The organism is Serratia liquefaciens ATCC 27592, from assembly GCF_000422085.1.
GTDB classification, from domain to species: domain Bacteria; phylum Pseudomonadota; class Gammaproteobacteria; order Enterobacterales; family Enterobacteriaceae; genus Serratia; species Serratia liquefaciens.
Genome location: NC_021741.1, coordinates 3517628 through 3543840 on the forward strand (window position 1 = coordinate 3517628; position 26213 = coordinate 3543840).

At 57.2% G+C, this 26213-nt stretch carries 19 protein-coding genes; 5 read left to right on the forward strand and 14 right to left on the reverse strand.

Going from position 1 to position 26213, the window contains the following annotated elements; translation table 11 throughout:
* The first annotated feature begins 125 nt into the window (after window positions 1-125).
* Window positions 126-8768, forward strand: a complete 8643-nt coding sequence (locus M495_RS16535; protein WP_020827826.1) for a GH36-type glycosyl hydrolase domain-containing protein — start codon at window positions 126-128, stop codon at window positions 8766-8768.
* A gap of 43 nt (window positions 8769-8811) precedes the next feature.
* On the opposite strand, the gene elaB is transcribed toward M495_RS16535, so the two are convergent.
* The 3 genes from elaB to idnO form a co-directional block, all read right to left on the reverse strand.
* Entirely contained in the window at window positions 8812-9123 is a 312-nt protein-coding gene (elaB, locus tag M495_RS16540; RefSeq protein ID WP_020827827.1) for a stress response protein ElaB, read from the reverse strand.
* Between the two features lie 86 nt (window positions 9124-9209).
* Window positions 9210-10241, reverse strand: a complete 1032-nt coding sequence (idnD, locus tag M495_RS16545; RefSeq protein WP_020827828.1) for an L-idonate 5-dehydrogenase — start codon at window positions 10239-10241, stop codon at window positions 9210-9212.
* 24 nt (window positions 10242-10265) lie between these two features.
* The gene (idnO, locus tag M495_RS16550) at window positions 10266-11030 is read right to left on the reverse strand and encodes a gluconate 5-dehydrogenase (RefSeq protein WP_020827829.1); all 765 of its coding nucleotides are present in this window, start codon (window positions 11028-11030) and stop codon (window positions 10266-10268) included.
* A gap of 269 nt (window positions 11031-11299) precedes the next feature.
* Here idnO and M495_RS16555 point away from each other — a divergent pair, with 269 nt between their 5' ends.
* A complete protein-coding gene (locus tag M495_RS16555) occupies window positions 11300-12283 on the forward strand; it encodes a LacI family DNA-binding transcriptional regulator (RefSeq protein ID WP_020827830.1) in 984 nt (327 codons plus the stop codon).
* A 1-nt stretch (window position 12284) separates the two neighbouring features.
* Here the strand turns inward: M495_RS16555 and M495_RS16560 are convergent, their stop codons facing one another.
* The 5 genes from M495_RS16560 to M495_RS16580 all read right to left on the reverse strand — a co-directional run bounded on the left by M495_RS16560 (window position 12285) and on the right by M495_RS16580 (window position 17781).
* On the reverse strand, window positions 12285-12779 hold the full coding sequence (locus M495_RS16560; RefSeq protein ID WP_020827831.1) for a DUF1097 domain-containing protein: 495 nt from the start codon (window positions 12777-12779) through the stop codon (window positions 12285-12287).
* 265 nt (window positions 12780-13044) lie between these two features.
* A complete protein-coding gene (locus tag M495_RS16565; protein WP_020827832.1) occupies window positions 13045-14289 on the reverse strand; it encodes an MFS transporter in 1245 nt (414 codons plus the stop codon).
* Window positions 14290-14459: 170 nt separating this feature from the next.
* Window positions 14460-15323, reverse strand: coding sequence for a DMT family transporter (locus M495_RS16570; RefSeq protein ID WP_020827833.1), 864 nt, complete (start codon window positions 15321-15323; stop codon window positions 14460-14462).
* A gap of 112 nt (window positions 15324-15435) precedes the next feature.
* Window positions 15436-15861: a cupin domain-containing protein gene (locus tag M495_RS16575; RefSeq protein WP_020827834.1), complete on the reverse strand. Its 426-nt coding sequence runs from the start codon at window positions 15859-15861 to the stop codon at window positions 15436-15438.
* A 90-nt stretch (window positions 15862-15951) separates the two neighbouring features.
* Window positions 15952-17781, reverse strand: coding sequence for a thiamine pyrophosphate-binding protein (locus M495_RS16580; protein ID WP_020827835.1), 1830 nt, complete (start codon window positions 17779-17781; stop codon window positions 15952-15954).
* Between the two features lie 338 nt (window positions 17782-18119).
* On the opposite strand from M495_RS16580, the gene M495_RS16585 reads away from it, so the two are divergent.
* The 3 genes from M495_RS16585 (at window position 18120) to M495_RS16595 (ending at window position 19790) form a co-directional block, all read left to right on the forward strand.
* Entirely contained in the window at window positions 18120-18995 is an 876-nt protein-coding gene (locus tag M495_RS16585) for a LysR family transcriptional regulator (protein ID WP_020827837.1), read from the forward strand.
* 129 nt (window positions 18996-19124) lie between these two features.
* Window positions 19125-19385: a type II toxin-antitoxin system RelE family toxin gene (locus tag M495_RS16590; protein WP_041415532.1), complete on the forward strand. Its 261-nt coding sequence runs from the start codon at window positions 19125-19127 to the stop codon at window positions 19383-19385.
* Window positions 19386-19424: 39 nt separating this feature from the next.
* Complete coding sequence (locus M495_RS16595; protein ID WP_020827839.1) at window positions 19425-19790, forward strand: helix-turn-helix domain-containing protein; 366 nt, start codon at window positions 19425-19427, stop codon at window positions 19788-19790.
* A 62-nt stretch (window positions 19791-19852) separates the two neighbouring features.
* On the opposite strand, the gene nuoN is transcribed toward M495_RS16595, so the two are convergent.
* The 6 genes from nuoN to nuoI all read right to left on the reverse strand — a co-directional run bounded on the left by nuoN (window position 19853) and on the right by nuoI (window position 26206).
* Window positions 19853-21310 (reverse strand): NADH-quinone oxidoreductase subunit NuoN, encoded by a 1458-nt coding sequence (gene nuoN, locus M495_RS16600; RefSeq protein WP_020827840.1) that lies wholly within the window; start codon window positions 21308-21310, stop codon window positions 19853-19855.
* A gap of 6 nt (window positions 21311-21316) precedes the next feature.
* Window positions 21317-22846: an NADH-quinone oxidoreductase subunit M gene (gene nuoM, locus M495_RS16605; protein WP_020827841.1), complete on the reverse strand. Its 1530-nt coding sequence runs from the start codon at window positions 22844-22846 to the stop codon at window positions 21317-21319.
* Window positions 22847-22946: 100 nt separating this feature from the next.
* Window positions 22947-24794, reverse strand: a complete 1848-nt coding sequence (gene nuoL / locus M495_RS16610; protein ID WP_020827842.1) for an NADH-quinone oxidoreductase subunit L — start codon at window positions 24792-24794, stop codon at window positions 22947-22949.
* A complete protein-coding gene (gene nuoK, locus M495_RS16615) occupies window positions 24791-25093 on the reverse strand; it encodes an NADH-quinone oxidoreductase subunit NuoK (RefSeq protein WP_012146014.1) in 303 nt (100 codons plus the stop codon). Before nuoK ends, nuoL begins: the two co-directional genes overlap by 4 nt.
* Entirely contained in the window at window positions 25090-25650 is a 561-nt protein-coding gene (nuoJ, locus tag M495_RS16620; RefSeq protein ID WP_020827843.1) for an NADH-quinone oxidoreductase subunit J, read from the reverse strand. Before nuoJ ends, nuoK begins: the two co-directional genes overlap by 4 nt.
* A 13-nt stretch (window positions 25651-25663) precedes the next feature.
* Window positions 25664-26206, reverse strand: a complete 543-nt coding sequence (gene nuoI, locus M495_RS16625) for an NADH-quinone oxidoreductase subunit NuoI (RefSeq protein WP_004947256.1) — start codon at window positions 26204-26206, stop codon at window positions 25664-25666.
* Between the last annotated feature and the right edge of the window lie 7 nt (window positions 26207-26213).

Genomic DNA, 26213 nt, shown 5'->3' on the forward strand with positions numbered 1-26213 from the left:
TGAGAAAGCATGTTCCTGCCTGCTGTGAACCCACGCCAGATCTTACTGGCGCTAAAAACAGGATGTTCACGCTCTCCCAGCGGTTTCACCGGCTGTCCTTTGGGTCAGATGTAAGGAGCTTTTGTGTGAAAGAAATACTAATCAATTGGTTAAAAAAACAACGTAAAAATTCGAAAATTAAATCATTGCCGCTGCGGCGTCAAAAAGACGCTCCTGACAACAGCGGCGGTGCCATTAAGGCAGAACTGTTTTCTGTCGATCAAATGGAGCGTTACGGGCAACGCCTGGCGCGTTCCCATAAGCTGGCAACGCGCAAAACGCCCTACTACCTGCTGAAGCGTCTGGACGACAACGAACGCATTTTGGCGGAAAGCTGCCACCAGCTCAGCAACGGCAAGAAAGCCAGCATGACTCCCGCCGGCGAATGGCTGCTGGACAATTACTATCTGATTGAAGAACAAATCCGCGTTGTGCGCCACCACTTGCCGAAAACCTTCGGTCGCGGTCTGCCGCAGCTGGCGCCGCCACATAACTGTCCGCGGATCTATGACGTGGCTGCCGAAGCCATCGCGCACGGTGACGGCCACTGGGACGCCGAAAGCCTCACGCGGTATATCGCCGCCTATCAAAAAGAAGTCAATCTGACGCTCGGCGAACTCTGGGCGCTGCCCGGCATGCTGCGCCTGGCGTTGATCGAAAACCTGCGCCGCGTCAGCGTGGAAGTCGCACAGGCCCAACAGGAACGCAATCTGGCCGACAGCTGGGTGACGAAAATGCTGGAGTCGGCGGAAAACGATCCCGCCAACCTGATCGTGGTGATCGCCGATATGGCGCGATCCAATCCCCCACGCACCAGCGCCTTTGTTGCCGAGCTGGTGCGCCGTCTGCAGGGGCACGGTACCATGCTGGCGCTCCCACTCACCTGGGTAGAGCAGCGTCTGGCGGAAGTCAGCCTGACCTCAGATGAATTGATCCACCGCTTTAACCAGCAACTGGCCGTCAGCCAGCTGTCGGTCAGCAACAGCATCTCCGGCCTGCGCCAGCTAAGCGAAATGGATTGGGCAGAATTTGTCGAAACCATGAGCCAGGTAGAACAGACCCTGCGTGAAGATCCCGCCGGTGTTTACCCTTTGATGCACTTCACGACCCGCGACAACTACCGCCACGTGATCGAAATGCTGGCGCGCCACTGTCCACGTAATGAAGTGCAGGTCGCTCAACACGTGCTTAATATGGCGCGCGTAGCGGCTGAAGACCCGTCGAGCGATCCACGCCGCAATCACATCGGTTACTACCTGGTTGACGATGGTCGCCCCGAACTTGAGCAGCAATTAGAGGTAAAACTCGGACGCATTACCCAATTGCGCCATGCGCTCAGTCAGGCGCCGCTGCTTTCCTGGCTCGGTAGCCTGAGCCTGATCACTACCGCCATCTGCGCGGAACTGCTGCGTCACGCTTACAGCACCGGCATCAGTTGGGGACTGGTACTGCTGTTCTTCCCCATGGCTATCGTGGTCAGCCAGTTCGTGCTCAATTTACTCAGCGAGGTCACTACCCGCAGCCGCACGCCGCAACCCTTGCCGCGGTTAGATTTCTCCTGCGGTATTCCCGCTGAATTCCGCACCCTGGTAGCGATCCCGACGTTAATCGACAGCAAAAGCGGCGTCGATAAACTGATCAATGCGCTTGAGGTTTGTTATCTGGGCAACGCGATGAAACATTTGCACTTTGCCCTGCTCACCGACTTCAACGATGCGCCCCAACAACGGCATGCGGACGACGCAGCCCTGCTGGATTACGCCTGCCGACAGATGGAAGCATTGAACGGACGCTATCCCTGCGAAGGGCCCAGCCACTTTTTCCTGTTTCACCGCGACCGCGAATGGAATGAAAAACAGGGAGTATGGATGGGGTTGGAACGAAAACGCGGCAAACTGAACGCGCTGAACGACTGGCTGCGCAACCGAGGTAACGCCTTCTGCACGCAGATTGGCGATGGGCTGGAGGTGCTGAAAAACGTCAAATATGTCATTACGCTCGACAGCGATACCGTCCTGCCGCGCGAAAGCGCCCATCAGCTGATCGCCGCGATGGCGCACCCGCTCAATCAACCTCAATACGATGCGCGCCAGCAACGGGTGGTTGAAGGTTATGCCATCCTACAACCACGCATGGCCGAAGAAATCCCCAGCTACGGCCAGGGCCGTTATGCCGCCCTGTGCAGCAGCACGCCGGGTAATGACCCCTATACGCTGATGGCCTCGGACATCTATCAGGATCTGTTTGGCGAAGGCTCGTTTATCGGCAAAGGCATTTACGACGTGGACGTGTTCTCCCACAGCCTGGAAGGCACCTGCCCGGCGAACCTGGTACTGAGCCACGATCTGCTGGAGGGCTGTTACGCCCGCTCCGGCCTGCTGAGCGACGTGCTGCTGTACGAGCAATATCCCAGCAATTATCTGGTGGACGTCGCGCGCCGCACGCGCTGGATCCGCGGCGACTGGCAATTGCTCAACTGGCTTCTGCCACGGGTGAAAACCGAGGACGGTACCCGCACCGCCAATCCGCTGAGCACCCTGTCGCGCTGGAAGTTGTTCGATAACCTGCGCCGCAGCCTGGCTGCCCCCAGCCTGTTGCTGTTACTGTTTTGCGGTTTTGTCTGGCTGCCAAACACACGTTACTGGCTCGGGGTGTTCGCCCTTATCCTGCTGCTACCGACCCTGTTGGCGTTGGTGCAGGACATCCTGCGTAAACCGCCGCGCAGGCCCGTCTTGCAACATCTGCTGTTGGCGTTAAACGGTTCGCTGCATCGCCTGGCACAAATCGGACTGCGGCTGGCGACCTTGCCGCATGAAGCGCTGTACAGCCTGAAAGCGATTGCCGTGACCCTGTGGCGCCTGTTGATTAGCAAGCGCAATCTGCAAGAGTGGACCAGCTACGATCAATCCAAGGCTCGTCAGCAGGTCACGCTGGAAAACTTCTATCGTGCGATGTGGATCAACCCAGTCGCCGGTGCCGCACTGCTGTTGTTCAGTTTTCTGCACAATCCAATGGCGCTGTTTATCACACTACCATTCGCCACTCTGTGGATCCTGTCGCCGTTCCTGCTGTACTACCTCAGCCAGGAACCGCAGCGCAGCAAAACCGCCATCAACGATGAACAACGGCGCTTTCTGCGCCACACCAGCCGCCAAACCTGGGACTTCTTCAATACCTTCGTCAACCAGCAGGAAAACTGGCTGCCGCCGGATAACTACCAGGAAATACCGGAGCCGGTGGTGGCGCACCGTACCTCACCGACCAATATCGGGCTGTCGTTATTGGCCAACCTCACCGCCTATGACTTCGGCTATCTGACGCTCAGCGACGCGCTGCGGCGCATCGAACTGACGCTCAACACTCTGGATCGGCTGGAACACTATCGTGGCCATTTGTACAACTGGTACGACACCCGCACCCTGGAGCCGCTGAACCCACGTTATATCTCTAGCGTCGACAGCGGCAACCTGGCCGGTCACCTGCTGACGCTCAGCGCCGGCTTGCCGGCACTGGCCCACCAGCCGGCCATAGATCCGCTGCGGGTGCTGACCGGTCTTGGTGACAGCCTGCAACTGCTGGAACAGCACTGGGGCGACGCCGCACCGAAAAACCTGTCGAAGCTGCGCAACCATTGGGAGCAGGCCCACCACAGCCACCCGGCAGCCCTGCTGGCGGAACTGAATGCCATGCGCAACTACAGCAACGGGCTGCAGGAACCGGCGCTGAATCATGGTGAGGAAACCAAACGCTGGGCCGGAGCCTTGCACCAGCAGCTTAACGAACTGTGTGCCGAATGGGCGCAGTGGTTCGGCTGGCTGAGTGACGGCATGCCCGAACTGGAGCAGGTGCCCAGCCTACACTGGCTGGCTAACCCGCCTGGCCAGTTGACGCTGTCGCCGGAACAGCAAAATCAGCTGAGCGCGGCGGGTGCGCTGGCGCAGGAACGTCTGACGCAGTTGCAAAGCCTGCAGCAGCGGTTGGAAAAAATGGCGCAAATGGATTTCAACTTCCTGTATGACGAATCAACCCATTTGCTGACCGTTGGCTTTAACTGCGATCAAAACAAGATGGACAGCAGTAAATACGACCTGCTGGCCTCCGAGATTCGTTTAACCAACTACGTCGCCATCGCCACCAATCAGGTACCGCAGCGCAGCTGGTTCGCACTTGGCCGCCTGTTCACCGTGATCGACCACGAACCCGCGCTGATGTCGTGGAGTGGGTCGATGTTTGAGTACCTAATGCCACAGTTGGTGATGCCTGCCTACCCTGATTCACTGCTGGTGCAGATGTGCCATGCGGCGGTGGAGCGGCAGATTGCCTGGGGTAAGGAGCGCGGCGTTCCCTGGGGCATTTCCGAATCCGGTTACTTCGGTTTCGACGCCGACCAAAACTACCAGTATCACGCCTTTGGCGTTCCGGGTCTGGGCCTGAGACGCGGGCTGGGTGACGATATGGTGGTGGCGCCTTACGCCACGGTGATGGCGCTGATTGTCGATCCGGACGCCGCTTGCAATAACCTGGTTACGTTGGAGAAAAATGGGGCCAAAGGCCGCTACGGTTTCTACGAAGCGCTGGATTACACCACCGCTCGCCTAAGCCGGGGGCAACTGTATGTCATCATCCGTTCCTATATGGCGCACCACCAGGGCATGAGCTTCCTTGCCCTGTCGCATCTGTTGCTGGATGCGCCTATGGTAGCGCGCTTCGCTGAGTATCCGGCGTTCCAGTCAGCGCGGCTGTTGCTGCAGGAACGGGTGCCGGATGCAGTCGAGCTGTACAGCACCCGTCGCCATTTCGAAACCCACGAGGGTACCATCACCCCGGCCAGCTTCGCCGCACGCGAGTTCAACCGTGTGGACTCCCCGATCCCCGAAGTGCAGTTGCTGTCCAACGCCAACTATCACCTGATGCTCACCCAGGCCGGCGGCAGCTACAGCCGCTGGCAGAATCTGGCCTTGACCCGCTGGCGCGAAGACGCCACCTGCGATAACTGGGGCGCTTTCTGTTACCTGCGCGACCCGCAAACCGGTGAGGTCTGGAGCAATACCTGGCAGCCGATCGGTGGTGCCGCCAAGGGGTACAGCGCCGTGTTCAACGACGCCGGGGCCGAGTTCCAGCGTCAGCAAGGGTCGCTGTCAGTGAAAACGCAGGTGGTGGTATCGCCGGAAGATGATATTGAGCTGCGCCGCGTAACGTTGGTCAACCGCAGCAAGCAACCGCGCACCATCGAAATCACCAGCTATGCAGAAGTGGTGCTGGCACCGGCCGGCAATGACCTGGCCCACCCGGCGTTCAGCAACCTGTTCGTACAAACCGAGCTGTTGCCGGATCAAGACGCCATTTTGTGCCACCGCCGCCCGCGCGAACCGAAAGAAAAATGCCCGTGGTTACTGCACATGATGACGGTGCAAGGCCGCACCAGCCAGACGTCGTTCGAAACCGATCGCGCCAAATTTATCGGCCGCGGCCGCACCCCGGCCAATCCGCAGGCGCTGTATCAAAATACCCCGTTAAGCAACAGCGCCGGACCGGTCATTGATCCGATCATCGCTATCCGTCAGCGCGTGGTGCTGGAACCAAATGTACCGCTCACACTGGATATCTTCTATGGCGTCAGTGAAGACCGCGCCAGCAGCCTGGCGATGCTGGAAAAATACCGCGATCGCCATTTGGCAGACCGGGTGTTTGAACTGGCCTGGTCGCACAGCCAGGTGGTACTGCGTCAACTGAACGCCAATGAGGATGACGCCAACCTGTTCAATCGTCTGGCCAGTGCGGTGGTCTTCCCGGCGCAGGAAATGCGCGCCGCCAGCAGCGAAATCATTAACAACCGCCGTGGCCAGTCTGGGCTGTGGGGATATTCAATCTCCGGCGATCTGCCGATTGTGCTGTTGACCGTGACCGACGGCGAAAACATCGAGCTGGTTCGGCAACTGATCCAGGCGCACAACTACTGGCGTCTGAAAGGGTTGCAGGTGGATCTGGTGATCCTCAACGAAGATATCGGCGGCTACCGTCAGGATCTGCAAAACCAGATCATGGGCCTGATCGCCGCCGGCATGGAGTCGACCCAAACCGATAAGCCGGGCGGTATCTTCGTACGCACCAGCGAACATATGTCACCGGAAGATCATCGTCTGCTGCTCAGCGTCGCGCGTATTTACCTCGACGATCGACGCGGCGGTTTAACCGAGCAGCTCAACCAGCGCCTGCAGTTGCCGCAGATCCTGCAGCAACCGCTGTCGCCGGTGACCGCCTCGTCGAAACTGGCGACGGTGGATAATTTGCCGCGCAACCTGCATTCGCCGCAGTTGCCCGACATTGCCGCGCTGCAGTTCTATAACGGCCTCGGCGGCTTCTCGGAGAATGGCCGCGAATATGTGATTGCGATGAACGAAAGCAAGATCACACCGGCGCCCTGGTCGAACGTGATGGCCAACCCGATGTTCGGCTCGGTGGTTTCGGAAAGCGGCCAGGCCTACACCTGGTACGAAAACGCCCACGAATACCGTCTCACGCCTTGGGACAACGATCCCATCTGTGACCGCAGCGGCGAAGCTTTCTACCTGCGCGACGAAGAGAGCGGCCATTTCTGGTCGCCGACTCCGCTGCCCGCCCGGGGCCGAGGCCATTACCTGACCCGTCACGGTTTCGGCTACAGCGTTTTCGATCACCGCGAAAGCGGCATCGACAGCCAGTTCACCCTGCTGGTGGCCAAAGATGCCCCGGTAAAACTGTTCCTGCTGACGCTGACCAACACCTCAGGACGCACCCGCAAGCTCTCGGCTACCGGTTATGTGGAGTTTATCCTCGGCGATCTGCGGCAAAAGTCGGCCATGCATATCGTCACCCAGGCGGCTACGTCTGAAAACGGCTGCGGTATCCTGGCGACCAACCACTATGGGGGCAACGGCTCGGATCGCACCGCGTTCTTCGGCGTCTCGGGGGCGCATTGTTCGCTCACTGGCGACCGGCGTGAATTTATCGGTCGTAACGGTTCGCTGGCCAATCCGGCGGTGCTAAAACTGCGGCGCCTGTCTGACAAAGTCGGCGCCGGTATGGATCCGTGCGGCGCGGTGCAGTCGGCCATCAGCCTGATCGACGGCGATCAACGCAGCTTTGTGTTCGCCCTCGGGTTGGGGCAAAACGCCGAAGAAGCCGAAGCGCTGCTGCACAAATACCTCCAGGAGGACAACCTGCAGGATGAGTTGCAACAGGTGGCTGCGCACTGGGACGGTATTCTCAACAAAGTGCAGATAGGGACGCCGCAACCAGCCGTTGATTTGCTGGCCAATGGCTGGCTGCTGTACCAGACCCTTGCCTGCCGTATTCAGGCGCGCAGCGGTTACTACCAATCCGGCGGTGCCTTTGGCTTCCGCGATCAACTGCAGGATACTTTGGCACTGACTCACGCCGCCCCGGAACGGCTGCGGGAACAGATCCTGCTGTGCGCTTCGCGCCAGTTCGTCGAAGGCGACGTGCAACACTGGTGGCATCCGCCACAGGGCAACGGCGTGCGCACCCGCTGTTCGGATGACTATTTGTGGTTGCCGCTGGCCATTTGCCACTATCTGGACGCCACCGACGATCAGAGCATCCTGGATGAACAGGTGGGCTATCTGGAGGCGCGCAAACTGGCACCCGGCGAGGAGTCGTCCTATGAACAACCGGCGCAGAGCGCAACGCAAGAAACCTTGTATCAGCATGGCGTCCGGGCGTTAAAACACGGATTGAACTTCGGCGAACACGGTCTGCCGCTGATGGGAGCCGGTGACTGGAACGACGGCATGAATATGGTGGGCCTGGAGGGGCGTGGCGAGAGCGTCTGGCTTGGCTTCTTCCTGTTCCATATCCTGCAGCGTTACGGCAAGTTGGCAACCGCGCGTCATGACGACGAACTGGCGACGCTGTGCCGCCAACAGGCCGAGACGCTGCGCAATAATCTGCGTGACCATGCCTGGGACGGCGAATGGTACCGTCGGGGCTATTTCGACAGCGGGGAACCACTGGGCTCTCATCAGTCGGCGGAGTGCCGTATCGACGCCATTGCCCAAAGTTGGTCAGTACTGTCCGGTGCCGGTGATGCGCCACGCAGCCTGCAAGCCATGCAGTCGCTGGATAAACACCTGGTCGACAACCAGGCCGGCCTGATCAAACTGCTGACGCCGCCTTTTGACGGCAACGGCCCGAATCCGGGCTATATCCGCGGCTATCTGCCTGGCGTGCGGGAAAACGGCGGACAATATACCCATGGCGCGGTGTGGGCGGTGATGGCCTTCGCCGAAATGGGCAATATCGAGCGCGCCTGGGAACTGATGGCGCTGATCAACCCGATCAACCACAGCCTGGACAGTACCGCGGCGGAACGCTACAAGGTCGAGCCGTATGTGGTTACCGCCGATATTTACGCGGTGGCGCCGCACGTCGGTCGCGGCGGCTGGAGCTGGTATACCGGTTCTGCCGGTTGGATGTATCGGCTGATCCTCGAGTCACTGCTGGGTCTGAAACGCCATGGCGATCGGCTGAGCGTCAATACCCGCCTGCCGGCGGACTGGCCACAGGTGACGCTTAACTACCGGGAGGGTAGCAGCGAATATCGGTTGGTTGTTCGTCAGGGGCAAGGCGCGGCGCAGGTCAGCGTCGACGGTGAAAAACAGTCGGAAGCTGTGATAACGCTGGTAGACGATGGCAAAATCCATCAGGTGGAAGTGACATTGGGGCAGTAAATATTGGGGCGCGGCGGGTGCCGCGCCCAACGTCTACAGGCCGTTATTTACGCGCCAGCAACAAGCCCAGTACCAGGCCAACCGTGGCACCAATCCCTACGCTGCACCAGGGGTTTTCACGCACGTAACCGTCGGTTCGGCAAACGGCGTCCTTGGCGCGCGCATAGTAGGACTCGGTGGTGTCAGCCAACCGCGACTTGACCTCACTCAATGCCTCTTCGGCATGAGCTTTGATATCGATATAGGCCTGATCGGCCCGATCGCCGGAGTACTTCAACACTTCTTCCAGCGTGTCGCTCAGCATTCTCAGATCGTCATCGAGCGTGGTTTGATCCGCATCCGTATTTCTCGCCATGGTAAGTTCTCCGTGTTTAAAAAATGAAACGGCCCTTAACTATAGACAAGGATCGCCGATCCCCGCCATCAGACTGATGGCTAAAATCAGAACACCAGTTGGACTTTGGCAGCTCGACTCTTGTCGCCGGCAAACGTCAGCGCCTCAGCCAGTTGACGATTGTCGAACTCGGCGGACAGCAGCGGCAGCGGATTGACTGTCCCCTCGGCCAGCCACGTCACCGCCAGGGCGAACTCTTCAACAAACCGGAAGGATCCCAGCAGATTCAGCTCTTTGGCGATCAACAGCATCAGCGGGAAATCCGGGAAGCTGCTTCCCATACCGACTTGCACCACCGTCCCCTTGGCGCGGGTGACCTCCAGACAACGCTGCAACGACAGTGGATGGCCGGAGACTTCAAAAGCGATATCGAAGTACCCTTTTTCCTGCTGATAGCTGCTGAAATCGTCATTGCCGGCGTGCAGACAGCGGGATGCCCCCATATCTCCGGCGATATCCAGGCAACGCGGGCTGAGATCGGCGCAGACAATTTCGTCGGCGCCCAACGCCTTCAGCGCCGCCACCAGCAGGCAGCCGATCGGGCCGACGCCGGACACAAACACCTTTTTCCCTTTCACTTCACCGGGCTGCCTGGCGGCATGTATCGCCACCGCCAGCGGCTCGGCAAAAACCATCACCTTCTCGTCGCAGTTGGCGTCGAACGCAATGCATTGCGCGCTATCAACCACCTTGTACTGGGTAAAAGCGCCGTCAACATGTGGGAAGTACATCGCGCTGCCGAAAAAGCGCATTTGAGTACATTGGTTTTGTTGATCCGCCAGGCAATACTTACACTGCCCGCAGGGCTTGCTGGGGTTTAACGCCACTTTCTGGCCCAAGGGCAGGCGAGCCGTGTCGCTGGCGACCACTTCACCGATCACCTCATGGCCCAGCACCATCGGCTGACGCACCTGAAAACTGCCGACTTTACCCTCCTGATAATAATGCAGGTCTGATCCGCAGATGCCACCACGGGTGATTTTCACCAGCGTGCCGTGGCCCTGGTACTCAACCTCCTGCTCCACTACCGCCACGTCATATTTGCCGTTGACCACGCAGGATTGGGTTTGAATTTTCATCATCATTTTCTCATAAGCAGGCGGCTATACCGCGGCCGACATTCCGCCATCGACAAACAGCAGGTGACCATTGACAAAATCAGAGGCTTTGGACGACAGGAACACCGCCGCGCCAATCAACTCCTGCGGATCGCCCCAACGGGCAGCCGGGGTACGCTTTGTCAGCCAGGCGGTAAACTCTTGGTTGTCCGCCAGTGCCTGAGTCATTTCGGTTTTGAAGTAGCCCGGGGCAATACCATTGACCTGAATGTTGTAGCGCGCCAGCTCTACGCACATGCCGCGCGTGAGCATTTTCACCGCCCCTTTGGAAGCGGCATAGGGGGTGATGGTGTCGCGGCCCAGTTCGCTCTGCATCGAGCCGATATTGATGATTTTACCGCTTTGACGCTGCACCATATGGCGGGCTACGGCTTGTGACACCATAAATACCGCCTTCTGGTTGACGGCGATAATGTCGTCCCAGTCTTTTTCCGGGAATTCGGTAAACGGGTGGCGACGCTGTATGCCCGCGTTGTTAATCAACACATCGATCCCACCACTTTGCGCCTCAATTTTCTCAATAGCGGCATGAATGGCCTGAGAGTTAGTGACATCAAAGGCCGCGGCATCGGCGCGGAAGCCCTCACGGCGCAGTGCTTCAACGGCTCGCTGGGCGTTTTCTTCGGTGGTCGCATTGACCAATATGTGAGCGCCGTACTCCGCCAGCCCACGCGCCAGCAGAAAACCAATGCCCCGAGAAGCGCCGGTAATCAGTACTTTTTTATTATCCAGTGAAAATAAGTTGTTCATAACGTCCCCGGCAGTGTCATTCAGATAAGACAGGTGCCTATCTCAGCGGATCGCCGCCGGCAAAAACGTGATGACGATCACTTAAAACAGTGTTACTAAAACCTGTTACCTTTAACGTGAAGCCACGCAATCTCACGGGAAACAAACTCAACACATTTCATTGAAAAATAAGATTTTTATACTTTATGTCGTCGATTGTTATCACTAAATCGATTTGTTAACATGGCGTTATTCGCGATTTCGCCGCCCCACCCTGTTAAGGCCTCAGAATGAAGAACCAACGCGTCACGCTGCAAGATATTGCGCTGCTCGCCGGCGTGACCAAAATGACCGTCAGCCGCTATCTGCGAACGCCGGAAAAGGTGGCGGCCGAAACCGCCGAGAAAATTGCCCAGGTGATGAAGGAAGTGAACTTTACCGACGGCGATGAAGCACGCTCAACGCAAAAACCGCGCATTGGCGTTTTGATCCCCTCGTTCAACAACCAAATTTTCGCCGATCTGCTGGCCGGTATCGAATCCATCACTCTGGAACAGGGCTACCAAACGCTGGTAGTGAACTATGACTACAGTCGACAGCGCGAAGAAGAGCATATCGTCCAACTGCTGGCTTACCCAATCGCCGGGCTGATCCTGACGGATTCGGAGCATACTCTGCGGGCGGAAAAGTACCTGACGGCCGCCAAAATCCCGGTGGCGCAGGTGATGGATCTGGAAGGTCCGGAAGGAAGGATCGCCGTGGGGTTCGATAACTTCCAGGCGGGTTACGACATGACCGAAGCGCTGCTGGCCAGCGGTAAACGTCAGGTGGTTTATTTCGGCGCCATGTCCGATGCGCGCGACACCAAACGTTTTCAGGGCTACTGCCGGGCGATGGAAAAACAGGGCCTGACACCGCGCCAAATCACACCGCACCGTGTTTCGTCGGTGACGGTCGGCTCCGACATGCTGGCCATGGCACGGCAGCTCTACCCGGACTTGGACGGTATCTTATGCACCAATGACGATCTGGCCGTTGGGGTCTTACAGGAGTGTCTGCGGCTGGGGCTGCGGGTTCCGCAGGATATCGCTTTGTCGGGATTTCACGGCCTGGATATCGGCAAAGCCACCACGCCGGGCATCGCCAGCGTTATTACACCCAGGTTTGATATCGGCAAGGTGGCCACAGAGATCTTGTTGAAACGCATTAAAGGGGTGCCGTGCATTGAGCGCGTTGATCTGCACTACCGCATCTCACTCGGCGGCACCATTTAACTCAGCGGTTAACATGTTCGGTAACAGCGGCCGCCGGTTTCGGTTTTTCGCTGCGCGCCGCCAGCCACAGGCCGCTGTTTTTCATCGCGTAGCCAAACACTAATCCCACCAACAGGGAAAGGGTCACCAGAGACCAATTGCCGCCGCCGGCGAAGGTGGCGCAAGCGCCGATAAAGGTGCCGGGCACAAAACCCAGCCACTGCTGCTTTGCCTGAATGCACATCAGAAAAGCCACCGCGCCGGTCAGCAGATAACCGAGCAGGCTCCAGCCGGGCGCCAGCTCACTGCCGTGAATGATCGCCATCGCCCAAAATACCCCGCTGCAGCAGGTCAGCGTGCTGATCAACAACCCTTTCAGCCCCCCCTGCGGGCAAGCAAAATAGGCCGTACAGCCCAGGAAACCGGCCCAACTGATCAGCCCCAGGCTAACAGCCACCCATCCCCACACGCCGGAGAGGATCCCGGTAGTCACAGCAATGGCAAAAAGAACGTTCATAAACTGACCCGCAGCAAAGAAAGCGCGCAGTTTACGCGAAAATCGGCAAATTCAAGTGATGTAAATCACAAAAATTTTGTAATGAGAAATACTGAAATTGCAGAATTGAGGAATTTGTCACAAAAAAAACCAGCGTGACTAGCACGCTGGAAATGACACACAACAACACCAGGGAAATCGTTCGCCACCTTGCGTGGCTAAAATCGTTGTTCAGCTACCCTGCTAATTTCACGTTGCCGACGGGCAACCTGAAACTCGGCGGGTATCAGCGCGGGAAGCCCGCGCGGGTCACCATGAAGCTCAAAGATAAGCAAACCACGGCACTGACCAGAAATAACAGATTGACCGCCAGATGCAGGCTGGCATGGTCGATAACCGCCCCCAACAGGATCGGAACCCAGTTGGCGATATAGGCGATTACGTAAAACAGTGAAATCAGTCTCGCATGGCTGGCCTTCGGTGAAATCAGGTTCACCAAGGTGGCACTGCCGACAAAAATCGCCCCGTAGGCGTAACCGGCAATCACCATACCGGCACTGGCCAGAGCCAGCGAGTGGATCTGAATCGCCTCGGCGAACACCACCACTGACAGCGCCTGCGCCAGACAGCCAAACATCAGCGAATGGCGCGCATTAACGCGACGGCTCAGGATCTGGCTAATACCGGCAATCACCAAATAAACCGCAATCACATAGCCGTAAACGCCCCGGCTGTGCATGCCCAATAGCTTTTCCGATACGCTTGGCCCTATCGCCAGAATACTGGCAGCCACTGCCCAGCAGATGAACAACGCGCCAGCACACAAGAAGAACTTGCCTCCGGTAGCGCGCAGGCCATCCGCCAACGAACTTTTTTCTGCCGCGGCTTCTGCTGCCGGTGCCCCGCTGAGAGGTACAACAACGGCTTCAACCGGCCATTTCAGCATCACGCCCAGTGCGGCAACTGCCGCCACCGCCATGATGATAATGAACGGCAGCGAAGTCGTGTGGAACCCGGTTTGCAGCGCCACGCCGCTGAAAATCGGCCCCAAAGCCAGACCGGTGGTGAATGACAGCGTGGCAATCAGCGCCGCATTTTTACCGCCGTCCTTCGGCCCGAAACGCACCAGCGCAATGTTAGCCGCACCGGTCAAAGCCCCGGTGCCGATCCCGGCCAGCAGACGCGCCATAAACATCATCAAAAACGAATCGGCCATCGAGAACAGCAAGGCCCCGGCCAAAACCACCAGCAGCGCCGGTACAATCATGCTACGCAGGTCTTTGACCTTGCCGGCCATGTTGCCCACGCCGAACAGCGAAATCAGCACGCCGGCGGCATAGGCGCCATAAATGACGGTCAGGCTGACCGAGCTTAGCGCCAACTCATGTTGATAAAGCGGGTAAAGCGGTGTCGGCGCACTGCTGTTCAGCAATGCGGACATCAATGCCAGGGCTAAAAACAGCAGGATGGCAAAATGCGACTCACCCGACTTCGCTTTAGCGGCTTCATCAACAGCCACACCTTCAGACATTTTTCTCTCCCGAAACAATCTGGATAAACACCTAACCCTGAAAACCAAACTCCTCAGGAAACGCGTTTATCATACCTTTCGGGTATAACGGTCAAAATAGCCAAGAATGCATCATAGTGATTCATTAATGCATTTGCGCTGACGCCCGCCAGCGCTTAATGCCGTGCTCTTTACACCGCCGCCGCCTTCGAGGTTTTTGCCGGAGCGCGCTTCACTATCGCCAACGCACCGGAGAAAATAATCAGCGCCATGCCGCCCGCAGCAATGTAGGACAGCTTCTCGCCAAACAACAGATAGCCGAGCAGCGTGGAGAAAATGATGGTGCTATAGGAAAGAATGCTGACAATCACCGCATTGCCGCTGCCGTAGGCGCGGGTCATGGTGATTTGCCCCAGGCTGCCGAACACGCCGATGGCGCAAACGCACAGCATCATGGCGCTGTCCAGCGCGGTAAACCCCACCACCGTGGTCATCATGCCGCCCACCAGGGTGCCCACCAACGAGAAGTAAAACACCACTCGCAGTTCGGGTTCGCCGCTGCGCACCAGCTTACCGACGTTAAAATAGGCCAGCGCGGTCAGCAGGCCGGAAAGCAGGCCAATCAGGGTCGCGGCATACTCGCCGTTCGGCGTATCGGGGCGCAGCAGCACCAAAATGCCGATAAAACCCAGCAGTACCGAGAACAGCAGCTTGCCGGTCAGTTGACCTTTGCAAGTGACAAAGGCAATCGCCGACTGAAAGATAGGATTGGTGTAGCCCAACGTGGTTGCCGTGGCGATCGGCAGATGGATTAGTGAGTAGAAACCGCAGTACATCGCCGCATTGCCAATGGCGGCGCGTTTCATGTGCAACCCCAAATGCTGGGTGCGGAAACCGAGATTTTTCACATGGATCAGCGCGGCAACGATCAGGACGTTAATCACAGAGCGGTAAAAAATGATGTCGAAAAAACCGACCTTGGCCGAAGCCAGTTTGATGCTGGCCCCCATCAACGCAAAGAACCCGCTGGCGACGACCATCCACAAAGCAACCATGATTTCCTCGGTATATCACCCCAACGGGCAACAAAATAAAACGGGGCGAATTGATTCGCCCCCTACGGCTAATGCAGTCAACAGCGCCGCAGCTTAAAAAACGGCGGGGATATTATTCGGCAGCTTTCACCGTCAGCGGTTTATTATCAGCGCAGGCGAAGAATACCAGCATCTCCGCGCCTTTATCACCAGAAACCCCTTGGTGAACGATATCTACCGTGTCGGTAAAGGAGTCGCCCTGCTTAAAGGTGTGTTTCACACCGGTTTTCTTGACCGTCAGCGAAACGCTGCCCCCGGTCATATACACCGCGCTGATGCACGGGTGAGTATGCCAGGCGAGCACCTTGTTTGGTTCCACCGTGACCTTCAACATGGTGATCTGCGGAGCGCCGGCCGGATAATGCTGGTACGGCGTCCCCTCCCATGAGGTTTCGGTTTTCAGCAAGGTTTCTTTGTTTATGCCTTCGCCGTGATCCTCTGCGGCCTGTGCAGCGCCTTGAAATGCTATCATTAATGCCAGAAGTGTCAGTTTATACATTGTTATCGCTCCATGACTACGGTGAACAAAATAGAATGGCGTGATACAAAGGACAATGAATGACGACTCCTGGAATCTGGGGTTACGCCTTTACAAGCCTTTGATACGCTGCTCGTATTCTACGATGCTCTCGGCATAGTATCGATTAGGCGCCACATGATTTCCTACCAACACTTCTATCAGGAAAGGCCCCTCGTGCTCAGCCGCGGCGGTCAGCGCTTCGTCCAGTTCCTCCAGCGTCGCCGCTTTGGCGGAGGCAACCCCCAGGCTGTTGGCGAAGGCCTTCCAGTCATGGTTCGGCAACGCGGTATAGTCCGCAGATACCCCACGGTTTTGCAGGGTGTCGATGTGCATTGCTCCGTGAGCGCAGTTGTTCATCACCACAAAGGTCATTTTGACCTGATAACGGGCGGCCGTCTGGATCTCGATGCCGTGCATCAGCATGCAGCCGTCGCCGGTGACCACCACGCAGTCGCGGTGCGGCGCTGCCAGTTTGATGCCAATGCCGGCGCAAATCGCCCAGCCCATCGGCGCCAGGGAGCTTGAGGTATGGTAATCGCCCCGGCCGCTGGCCTGCCAGTGGTGCGCCATAAAGATACGGTGTGCGCCGGAATCGACCACCACGTTGGTGTCCTGATTCATACGGCTGCGGATGCGTTTGATGGCGTCGCCGGGGTACATGTTGGCCTCACCCTCAGCAAGACGCACCTGCAAATCGGGCCGTTGCTGCTCTAGCGGCAGTTGCCCCACCTGCTCAAGCCAGCCGTTACGCAAGCGTTTAATGCTGTTCAGGTGCGCGTCATCGTCGCTGACCGCATCCAGCAGGTGGTGCAACGAGCCGGTCAGGCTGGAGAAAATCTGCATATCCGGTTGATAATGCGAGCTGACCTTATCGAAATCCTCGTCAATCACCACCAGCGTTTTGGTGCCGTGCAGTCGCGGATTCCAGTTCAGGCTATCGCGTTGGCTCAGATCGCAACCCAGCACCAGCAACACATCCACTTCATCGCCATTGATGGTTTCCACCGCCCGGGTATGACCGGCAAAACCGTACAGCCCCAGCGCCAGCTCGTGCCCTTCGGGAAACGCGCCCTTGCCGGACAGCGTAGTGGCAACCGGCAGACGGTATTTCTCCGCCAGGCGCAGCAACAGGGCGGCATCCAGCGGATTATTCATGCGGTTACCCACCAGGCAGGCGACGTTCAGCCCGCGCAGCAGATAGTCATCCAGCACCTGATCCAATGCCTGTGGGTCGATGGCGGCCTCTCGGCACTGGGGCGTGCGTGGCGGGCTAACTTCATGACCGCCAGCCACCTCTTTCTTTTGCATATCGACCGGCACGCTGAGATAGGTGCGACCTTTTCGCTGAGTGTTCAGGCAAGACAAACTGCGCCGCAGCTCGTGCTGCAACGTGAGATTATTTTTCACTTCTATCGCAGCGGAAAGCAGCGGTTTGACGATAGTCAGCTCATCGATGCCACTATTGCTGCCGTCCTGGAAGGCACCCTGCGCTTCATGATAAGTGGCAATGCCGCCGGCCAGATACAACACCGGAATTTTGTCGGCCTGCGCCGCCGCCATCGCCGGCAGGAAATTCATGGTGCCGGGACCGGAGATGCCCAGACAAACGCCAAACTTGCGGCTGGCGCGAGCATAACCGTCCGCCATAAAGCCGCAGGCGGTTTCATGGGCGCCGACGATGCCGGCAATGCCTGAATGTTCAATGGATTTTATCAATGGGTACACCAGCTTGCCGGGTACCAGGAATATGTGCTGAATGCCGCGAGCTTCGAGACTCTGGATAATCGCATCAGCGTTGTTTTGCGTTGCCGCTTTCGCACCGGGGGTTGCAATAACTCTGACACCGTCCGCAGTTGCCAGTGCTACGGGGGTGTATAACTTCTCTGCGTGAGACTCCATTTTCAATGTCCAGTCGTGGTGGGCCAACCTAGATTCAGAGTCGATCCCACCAGGCGATTAGCCCACAGAGACAGGCTCTCATGCGCGTCTGCTTACGCGTTCAGGGTAACATTGGCACAAAATGTGCGCCAGATCACAGCATAAACGTTGATAAGCATAAAGATTGTCGGGTAAAAATAAAGATGCAAAACTGCTTCACGTTGATGCATTTATTCATATCCTGAAACATAATTAATAATTATGATACGTGGGCCTCATTTGCAGCCAAAACCAGAGCCGGTACGGTTGCGCAATAATGAACACAGACAAGACCGATAAGCCTGCACAAAGGAAATGGCATGATGAATTGGGATGATGCACGCTTCTTCCTGGCGGTCGCACGCTGCGGCACTTTACGAAAAGCCGCCAATGAACTACACGTCGACCAAGCCACCGTCGGGCGGCGTATTACCGCTTTTGAAGAGAGCCTGGGATCCAAACTGTTTATCCGTACGCCAAAATCGTTCTCCCTCAGTCCGTTGGGAGAGGAAATGCTGGCGGACGTGATGAACATGGAGAACTCGGTGCAGGCGATTGGCCGCAAAGCCACCAGTGGCGACGACAGCCTGTGCGGTAACGTACGCATCGCCACCACCGATACCATGGCCGAGGCTTTTGTCATCCCGGCGCTGAAGGCGCTGCGAGAACAATACCCGTTAATCACTGTCACCATGCTGACGGCGGTCAATATCTCTGATATTTCGTACCGTGGCGCAGATCTGGCGATCCGCGGCGCCCGTCCCGAATCCGATGAGCTGATTATCAAACGCATGGCCACCATCGAAATGGGGCTGTATGCGACGCAGGACTATCTCGACAAACACGGCATGCCGACCAAGGGCGACCATCTGCGGGGTCATGACCTGCTGATGTTCCCGCGAGAACTGGTGCCCCGTCACTGGAACAACTTCTGTGGCGAAACGCTGATCGATCCTAACGTGGTGCTGCAGTGCAATTCGCAGTTGCTGCTGCGCTCTGCAACGCGCAATGGGTTGGGGATTGGCCTGCTGTCCTCGTTCCTGGCGGATAAGGACCCGGACCTGGTGCGAATTTTCCCGGAAAACAAAGACTGGGTAGATATCTGGCTGGTGCTGCATCCTGACCTGCAGCGTGCCGCCAGGGTGCGTGCCGTAGTCCAGGCGCTGGAAACCTCATTTACAAATAATCCCGGCTGATCCCCCCTACTCAAGGGTTAGGGTGACTTACCCTACCCCTCTTATCCCGTTTCACCACATTGCCATGATTAGATAAAAAGCTTATTATCTAATCAACGCACAGGACGTGCCCCCACAGTCGAGGGAATGATGGCAAAGGTTAACTGGTCGCGCAAAGCAGTTAAACAATTGATGACGCTACCGACTCAGGATCGCTCAGCCATTAGAGACAAGGTCGGGCTGTTAAGCGCGTTCCCGGCCGTCAGACTGGATATCAAAAAATTGCATGGTGCTGACAGCCAATTTCGCCTGCGCGTCGGCAGCTATCGCATTATTTTTGAGATGAGTGATGGTGAACCTATTGTCTGTCTGATCCAACAAGTGAAGCGTAGAACGTCGACAACTTACTAAACCGCGTTGAGCTGAAATTTATAATCCGAGGTATGCCAGATGGCGAAGTTACAATATATCCATGATGAATCAGGCAAACCGCTGTACGTGATATTGCCTCTCGATGAATATAAAAAGCTGGTAGGCCGGCAAGATGACTATGAGTCTGTTCCCTATCATAGCGATGCGCACGATGATGAAACTGTTCCTCATGAAGTGGTCTCTATCATGCTGGATCAGAACATCAGTCTGATAGCCGCATGGCGAATTTTCCGCGGCTTCTCGCAGTACGATGTGGCGACAAAACTGGGGACTACTCAATCTGCCGTTTCTCAGTGGGAAGCCATTGACTCTAAACCGCAAAAAAAAACCCGGGAAAAACTGGCAGAGTTATACCGCTGTAGCCCGTCGCAGATGATGCTCTAATCCGTTCCCCACGCCATAAAAAAAGGTCGCCGAAGCGACCTTTTTTACTGCCCTGATGCCCATCAGAACATCGGCTGTGCCATCTGTACCAGCGTAATCAGCGGCTGCGGATAAACACCCAGCAACAGCACCAACGCGGCGGAGATCAGCACCACTACGCCGCCTGCGGTCAACGCCCAGTTATTTGGGGTATCGCGCTGCAGCGCTTCCGGCGCGCTGAGGAACAGGCTGACGGTGACGCGCAGGTAGTAGTACAAACCAATGGCGCTACCCAGCACCACGGCGCCGGTCAACCACCACAGGTGAGCGCTGACGCACATTGCGATCACGAAGAACTTACCGATAAAGCCCAGGGTCATCGGGATACCGGCCAGTGACAGCATCATCACCGTCATGACGGCGGACAGAATGGGCTTATGCCAGAACAGACCGCGGTAGGAGAACAGTGAATCTGCATCCGGGCCACGGTACGGGCTGGACATCAGGCTGACCACGCCGAACGCGCCCAGGCTGCTGAACAGGTAACCGGCCAGGTAAACCCCGGCGGTTTCCAGCGACAGCTGGTGGGTTTGCACCGCAATCAGCGCCACCAGCAGATAACCCAGGTGGGCAATCGACGAGTAACCCAGCAGACGCTTGATGTTGGTCTGGCTGATGGCCATCAGGTTGCCGAACAGAATCGAACAAACGGCAATGATCGACAGCACCATGCGCAGCGCTTCGTTGTCGGCAGCAGGCGCATACAGGAACAGACGCATAACGACCGCAAAGATAGCAATCTTGCTGGCGGTGGCCAGGAAGGTTGAAACCGGCGCAGGCGCCCCCTGATACACATCCGGCGTCCACAGTTGGAATGGCACCAGCGACAGCTTGAAGCCCAGACCGACAATCATCATGCCCATACCGGCCAGGATCAGCGGCTGGTGCATCATGTTTTCTTGCAGGCTCTTGCCCAGGCCGGCCAGCGACAGGTCACCGGACTCCGCATACAGCAGCGCCATACCGAACAGCAGGAACGACGAAGCCGCGGCGGACAGCAGCATGTACTTGATGGCCGCTTCCAGAGGTCGCTTCTGGCGGTAGGCGTAGCCCACCAGACCAAACAGCGGCAGCGAGATCAGTTCAATACCGAGGAACAGCGAGGCCAGATGGTTGGCGCTCGCCAGCAGAATGCCACCCAGGGTAGCAATCAGCACCAGCAGGTAGAACTCTTCGCGGTTGTCCGGGTAACCGACCAGCCACGGATAGGCAAAGGTACAGGTCGCCAGACTCGCCAATATCACCAGCCCGGTATAGAACATCGAGTAGCCGTCAACCCGCAGCAGCGGGGTGACGTCCATTGGGCCTGCCTGGCCGACAAAGTACAGCGAAAGCAGCGCCAGGTTTAGCCCGATCACGGTCAGGGTGGCGTTGATAAAGTGGTCGCGTCGCCACGCAATGCCTAGCATCACAACCACCACCGTCAATCCGACGATCAACAGCGGCAACAGTGCGATCAGTTGTTGAGGAGTTATTGTCATGGCGAATTACGGCCTTGTTGTTGAAATTGCTGAAACTGACGAACCAAACCAGTGTTGCACGTTGCTCATCGCCGCATTAGAAGTGTCCAGAATCGGTTGTGGGTAGAACCCCAACAGAACCAGCAACACCACCAACAGCAGAATGATGAACAGCTCACGCGCGGTCATGCCCGGCAAAGGTTGGTCAGACTTGGCTTTGCCGTAGTAGGCACGCTGCATCATGATCAACGAGTAAACCGAAGCAAACACCAGACCGAAGGTAGAAATCACGGTGATCACCGGCACAACCTGATAGCTGCCGAACAGGATCATGAATTCACCGACGAAGTTACCGGTACCCGGCATCCCCAACGTAGCCACCGCGAAGAACAGCGACAGCGCAGGGATGTATTTGATACGCCCCCACAGGCCGCCCATTTCACGCATGTCGCGAGTGTGCAGACGTTCGTACAACTGGCCACAGATGATGAACATACCGGCCGCAGACAGGCCGTGTGCAATCATCTGGATCACTGCACCCTGGTAAGCCAGTTGGCTGCCGGTGTAGATGGCGATCAGGACGAAGCCCATATGGGAAACCGAGGTGTAAGCGATCAGACGCTTGATATCGGTCTGCGCAAACGCCATCCAGGCGCCGTAGAAGATACCGATAACACCCAGCCACATGGCGATTGGCGCGAACTCATGCGAAGCTTCCGGGAACAGCGGCAGGCTGAAGCGCAACAGGCCATAGGCCGCAGTCTTCAGCAAGATCCCCGCCAGGTCGACAGAACCTGCGGTAGGAGCCTGGCTGTGCGCATCCGGCAACCAGCCGTGCAACGGCACCACCGGCATTTTCACCGCGAAGGCAATGAAGAAGCCCAGCATCAACAGGTATTGCACGTTGTGCGACATTGGCGTTTGCAGCAGGTCTTCGTAATCGAAGGTCCACACGCCGGTCGCGTTATAGTGCACAAACACCAGGCCCATAATGGCAATCAGCATCACCAGACCGCTGGCCTGGGTATAGATGAAGAACTTGGTGGCCGCAGTGATACGGGTTTTCCCGTCCGACGCCTTGTGACCCCAGAGTGCGATCAGGAAGTACATCGGCACCAACATCATTTCCCAGAAGAAGAAGAACAGGAACATGTCGATGGCGAGGAACACGCCGATAACCCCACCCAGGATCCACAGCAGGTTCAGGTGGAAGAAGCCCTGGTATTTCTGGATTTCACGCCAGGAACAGAGGATAGCCAACACGCCCAGCAGGCCGGTCAGCACTACCATCAGCAGTGAAAGTCCGTCCAGCGCCAGGTGGATGGAAATGCCAAAGCGTGGGATCCACGGCAGCAGGAATTCAGACTGCCACTGCGGAATGCCTTTCGGCGTAGTCAACGTGTAGCCGCCCTGCATCCACAGATGCAGAGAAAGCGCCAATGTCAGCCCCATTGCGATCAACGCAATCCAGCGCGGCACCTTAGTACCGAAGCGCTCAAACTGCCAGCACAGCAGACCGCCAATAAAGGGGATAAGAATTAGCCAAGGTAATAGCATGGCGTTTTGTGTCCCTTATACGAATAATTTCAAACTTTGTACGTAGCGCCTGCCCTGCAGAGCGCTACGCCCGAAAAATGCGTCTGTTTAAATTATTCAATTAAACCAAAATCAACAGAGCCAATACGACCACTGCACCCACACCCATAGACGCTATATACCAACGCACCTGACCGTTCTCGCTCACTGTCAGACCACGGTTCCCCCAGCGGGAGAAAATGGCCGGCAAGTTCATCATCGAGTTCAGCGGATCACGTTGCAGCAACTTCGCAATACCCAGGTACGGCTTGACGAACACTTTGTCGTACAGCCAGTCGAAGCCCCAGGCATGGAACCACCAGGTAGAGAAGAAACGTCCCGGTGCGCTATTGGCGATGCGGGTAACCAGGGTACGTTTGCCCAGCCACAGCGCCGCCGCTAACAGGATGCCAACAATAGCCACTACGCCGGAGGTAATCTCCAGTTGCAGCACGCTACCGTGCGCCAGCTCGGTGGTATCTGGCAGTACGCCCTGCAGTGGCGGAACAATCATCGCGCCAACGAAGGTGGACAGCACAAGCAGAACCAACAGCGGCAGGTGGTGAGTGATGCCTTTACCGGCATGCGCTTTGATTTTCTCTTCGCCATGGAACACGATGAAAATCATACGGAAGGTGTACAGCGAGGTCATGAACGCACCGACCAAGCCGGCAATCATCAGGTTGATGTGACCGTTGGCCATCGCACCCGCCAGGATCTCATCCTTACTGAAGAAGCCTGCGGTGATCAGCGGCAGTGCCGACAGCGCAGCGCCCCCCACCAGGAAGCAGACGTAAACCAGTGGAATGCTCTTGCGCAGGCCGCCCATCTTGAAGATGTTCTGCTCGTGATGGCAAGCCAGGATCACTGAACCGGAGGAGAGGAACAGCAGCGCCTTGAAGAACGCATGGGTCATCAGGTGGAAGATTGCTGCATCCCACGCCTGCACACCCAACGCCAGGAACATGTAACCAATCTGGCTCATGGTGGAGTAGGCAAGTACGCGTTTGATGTCAGTCTGTACCAGCGCGGCAAAGCCAGCCAGCACCAGGGTCACTGCCCCGATAATGCCCACCAGATGCAACACTTCCGGCGCCATCAGGAACAGGCCGTGCGTACGGGCAATCAGGTAAACGCCCGCGGTCACCATGGTCGCCGCGTGGATCAGTGCGGAAACCGGGGTTGGACCCGCCATGGCGTCTGCCAGCCAGGTCTGCAACGGCAGCTGCGCTGATTTACCGACCGCGCCACCCAGCAACATCAGGGTAGCCCAGGTGATCGCCGTATCGCCGACCGCCAGTTTTTGCGGTGCCAGGATCATCAGTTCGCGGATGTTCAGCGTGCCCAGCTCGTTGTAGAGGATGAACAGCGCGAACGCCAGGAACACGTCGCCGACGCGGGTCACGATGAAGGCTTTCATCGCCGCCGCACCGTTGGCCGGATCCTTGTAGTAGAAGCCGATCAGCAGGTAGCTGCACAGGCCCACGCCTTCCCAGCCCAGGTACATCAGCAACAGGTTGTCTGCCAGTACCAATACCACCATGCTGGCGATAAACAGGTTGGTGTAAGCGAAGAAGCGCGAGTAGCCCTCTTCACCGCGCATGTACCAGGACGCGAACATGTGGATGAAGAAGCCCACGCCGGTGACCACGGACAACATGGTCAACGACAGGCCGTCCAGCGTCAGAGTCACGCCGATATTAAAGTTACCGACGGTCATCCAGTTCCACAGGCTCTGCTCAAACAGCTGCACGCCCGTCGCTTTCTGGGCGAAGAAATCCATCGCCACATGCACCGTGACCAACGCAGCCAGGCCGATAGAGCCTACGCCAATGGTTGCCGAGACGTTCTCAGACCAGCGGCCTCGGGAAAAGGCCAACAGCAGGAACCCGATCAGCGGTAGCAGAATAGTTAAATATAATAGGTTCATCCGCGCATCTCACTGACAGTATCAATATTCAGGGTATGACGGCGACGGTAGAGCTGCAGCAGCAACGCCAGACCGATACTGGCCTCGGCTGCCGCCAAACTGATCGCCAGGATGTACATCACCTGCCCATCCGGTTGGCCCCAGTAACTACCCGCCACGATAAACGCCAATGCTGCGGCGTTGATCATCACTTCCAGACTGATCAGCATAAACAGCAGATTACGACGAACCAGCAACCCGGTCAGACCCAGGACGAACAGGATCGCCGCCAGAATCAGGCCATGTTGAAGAGGGATCATGCTTGCTCCTCCGATTTTCTTCTCGCCATTTCGCCACCGACCGGCGCGTTGCTCAACACCTCACCCGGTTTGTGCTCACGGCCAATGTGGAAGGCAACAACCAGACCTGCCAACAGCAGCATTGAAGCCAGCTCAACCGCCAACACGTAAGGACCGAACAGGCTGATCCCCACGGCTTTGGCGTCTACCATCTCACCGCTGATGCCCTGATCGGACACGCTGCGAATCGCGAAAATCAGCACCGCCAGCAGCAGCAACGACAGCAGGCCCGGACCGATCCATACCGACGGCTTCAGCCAGTCGCGCTCTTGCTTTTGTACCGCGCTGCCGAGGTTCAACATCATGACCACGAACACGAACAGCACCATGATGGCACCGGCGTAAACGATGATCTCCAACGCCGCTGCGAAGTACGCGCCGAGTGAGAAGAAGACTGCAGAGATCGCCAACAGCGAGACGATCAGATACAGCAACGCATGCACAGGGTTGGTATGCGAGATCACGCGAATGGTCGCGATCACCGCAATCAAACCTGCCAGATAAAAGGCAATTTCCATGCTTGCTGGCTCCTTAAGGCAACAGACCTTTGACGTCGATCGGTTTGGCTTCGTTTTCGGCTTCGCCCTTGGCTTTGCCGTCAATCGCCATACCGGCCATCCGGTAGAAGTTATATTCCGGATATTTACCCGGCCCCGAGATCAACAGATCTTCTTTTTCGTACACCAGGTCCTGGCGTTTGAACTCACCCATTTCGAAATCCGGCGTCAGCTGGATCGCGGTAGTTGGGCAAGCTTCTTCGCACAGGCCGCAGAAAATGCAGCGCGAGAAGTTGATGCGGAAGAACTCCGGATACCAACGGCCATCTTTCTGTTCTGCTTTTTGCAGCGAGATACAGCCCACCGGGCAGGCAACCGCACACAGGTTACAGGCTACGCAACGCTCTTCACCGTCCGGATCGCGCGTCAGCACGATACGGCCACGGTAACGCGGCGGCAGGTAAACCGGTTCTTCCGGATACATCTGGGTTTCGCGCTTGGCGAAGGCATGCAGGCCTATCATCCAAATGCTGCGCACCTGGGTGCCGAAACCAACCAATAACTCTTTCAATGTCATGGTTTAT

Excerpts from the sequence above, each read along its gene's own strand:
- elaB (WP_020827827.1), bottom strand. The coding sequence starts at position 9,123 with ATGGCGAGAAATACGGATGCGGATCAAACCACGCTCGATGACGATCTG.
- idnD (WP_020827828.1), bottom strand. The coding sequence starts at position 10,241 with ATGAAAATTCAAACCCAATCCTGCGTGGTCAACGGCAAATATGACGTG.
- idnO (WP_020827829.1), bottom strand. The coding sequence starts at position 11,030 with ATGAACAACTTATTTTCACTGGATAATAAAAAAGTACTGATTACCGGC.
- M495_RS16555 (WP_020827830.1), top strand. The coding sequence starts at position 11,300 with ATGAAGAACCAACGCGTCACGCTGCAAGATATTGCGCTGCTCGCCGGC.
- M495_RS16560 (WP_020827831.1), bottom strand. The coding sequence starts at position 12,779 with ATGAACGTTCTTTTTGCCATTGCTGTGACTACCGGGATCCTCTCCGGC.
- M495_RS16565 (WP_020827832.1), bottom strand. The coding sequence starts at position 14,289 with ATGTCTGAAGGTGTGGCTGTTGATGAAGCCGCTAAAGCGAAGTCGGGT.
- M495_RS16570 (WP_020827833.1), bottom strand. The coding sequence starts at position 15,323 with ATGGTTGCTTTGTGGATGGTCGTCGCCAGCGGGTTCTTTGCGTTGATG.
- M495_RS16575 (WP_020827834.1), bottom strand. The coding sequence starts at position 15,861 with ATGTATAAACTGACACTTCTGGCATTAATGATAGCATTTCAAGGCGCT.
- M495_RS16580 (WP_020827835.1), bottom strand. The coding sequence starts at position 17,781 with ATGGAGTCTCACGCAGAGAAGTTATACACCCCCGTAGCACTGGCAACT.
- M495_RS16585 (WP_020827837.1), top strand. The coding sequence starts at position 18,120 with ATGATGAATTGGGATGATGCACGCTTCTTCCTGGCGGTCGCACGCTGC.
- M495_RS16590 (WP_041415532.1), top strand. The coding sequence starts at position 19,125 with ATGGCAAAGGTTAACTGGTCGCGCAAAGCAGTTAAACAATTGATGACG.
- M495_RS16595 (WP_020827839.1), top strand. The coding sequence starts at position 19,425 with ATGGCGAAGTTACAATATATCCATGATGAATCAGGCAAACCGCTGTAC.
- nuoN (WP_020827840.1), bottom strand. The coding sequence starts at position 21,310 with ATGACAATAACTCCTCAACAACTGATCGCACTGTTGCCGCTGTTGATC.
- nuoM (WP_020827841.1), bottom strand. The coding sequence starts at position 22,846 with ATGCTATTACCTTGGCTAATTCTTATCCCCTTTATTGGCGGTCTGCTG.
- nuoL (WP_020827842.1), bottom strand. The coding sequence starts at position 24,794 with ATGAACCTATTATATTTAACTATTCTGCTACCGCTGATCGGGTTCCTG.
- nuoK (WP_012146014.1), bottom strand. The coding sequence starts at position 25,093 with ATGATCCCTCTTCAACATGGCCTGATTCTGGCGGCGATCCTGTTCGTC.
- nuoJ (WP_020827843.1), bottom strand. The coding sequence starts at position 25,650 with ATGGAAATTGCCTTTTATCTGGCAGGTTTGATTGCGGTGATCGCGACC.
- nuoI (WP_004947256.1), bottom strand. The coding sequence starts at position 26,206 with ATGACATTGAAAGAGTTATTGGTTGGTTTCGGCACCCAGGTGCGCAGC.